The sequence below is a fragment of the Stenotrophomonas maltophilia group sp. RNC7 genome (assembly GCF_030910085.1).
GTDB classification, from domain to species: Bacteria; Pseudomonadota; Gammaproteobacteria; order Xanthomonadales; family Xanthomonadaceae; genus Stenotrophomonas; species Stenotrophomonas sepilia.
Map to the genome: position 1 here is coordinate 1 of NZ_JAVFVN010000991.1, position 908 is coordinate 908.

Annotated in this window: 2 protein-coding genes; both read right to left on the reverse strand. The window is 26.1% G+C overall.

From position 1 onward, the window contains the following. A partial coding sequence (locus RCF13_RS25440) for a hypothetical protein (RefSeq protein WP_308141657.1) occupies positions 1 to 353 on the reverse strand: 353 nt, incomplete at its 3' end. Positions 354 to 414: 61 nt separating this feature from the next. Beyond that, complete coding sequence (locus RCF13_RS25445; protein WP_308141658.1) at positions 415 to 726, reverse strand: hypothetical protein; 312 nt, start codon at positions 724 to 726, stop codon at positions 415 to 417. Positions 727 to 908: the final 182 nt, after the last annotated feature.

Sequence of the window (908 nt, forward strand, 5' to 3'; positions counted from 1 at the left end):
TTATTTTTACATCTACATACTGAATCGATTGGATAAATAATTCCATAGTCAATATTATACGGTGATTTATCCCAAGTTATACTATTAATTGAATCGATAAAAATTTTATGATTTCCTATTCTTTTCGAAATTCCAGGCTTAACTTTTAAATTATTATTCTCAAATATTGAATTGACATTATTCATACCATTTACTCTAAATAGAATTGTAGAACTTTCATTTATTAATTCTTTTATAATTTTTAAAACTAACTTATGTTTTTCATATTGATGTGTACCAGTTAATAACATGCATTTTTCATCTGAGGTTAAAAATTGACTTATATTTAAAATAGCATCCTCTCTGTTATTCATTTTTATTAACCTCCTATTTGTAAATTATATAAAAAATAGTCTATTAGTTTTTGCTTATTATTTAGAAATCTTCATTTTCAATCCATTTAGCATTATAATCATTTTCATCGTAAAAATTAGTCAATTCTTCAATTGCGCCGTGTAAAGCTTCTAATTCAGAATCTATCATCACACACCTAGAAGATGTATATGGTCCAGCCTGTTTACTCCCATGATAGTGATGGCTATTTGAGTAACTATATTTTCTATTTTTTATGCCTTGTTGTATTTTAATTTTTATTTTCTGAGTACCTAAATACAGTTCAAATGAATTCACTAAAATATATACCTCGTTAACTTCAGGAAATCTTTTTAATAAATTACTATAATTCATGTTTATGCCTCCTTTCCTTGACCTTTTTCTACAGGAAAAAAGAATATCCTTTATTAATTCATCGCAAGTTTCGACATGTTGCCGAATTGCTAATTACTATTCGTTTGTTTTCAAAAAGAAAAGAGCCTGTTAGCCTCCTATTCATTTTCACTTTTAAATGCTTGCTTACATTTTTTAAGAGT

Coding starts and splice junctions, on each gene's coding strand:
- RCF13_RS25445 (WP_308141658.1), bottom strand. CDS start 726: ATGAATTATAGTAATTTATTAAAAAGATTTCCTGAAGTTAACGAGGTA.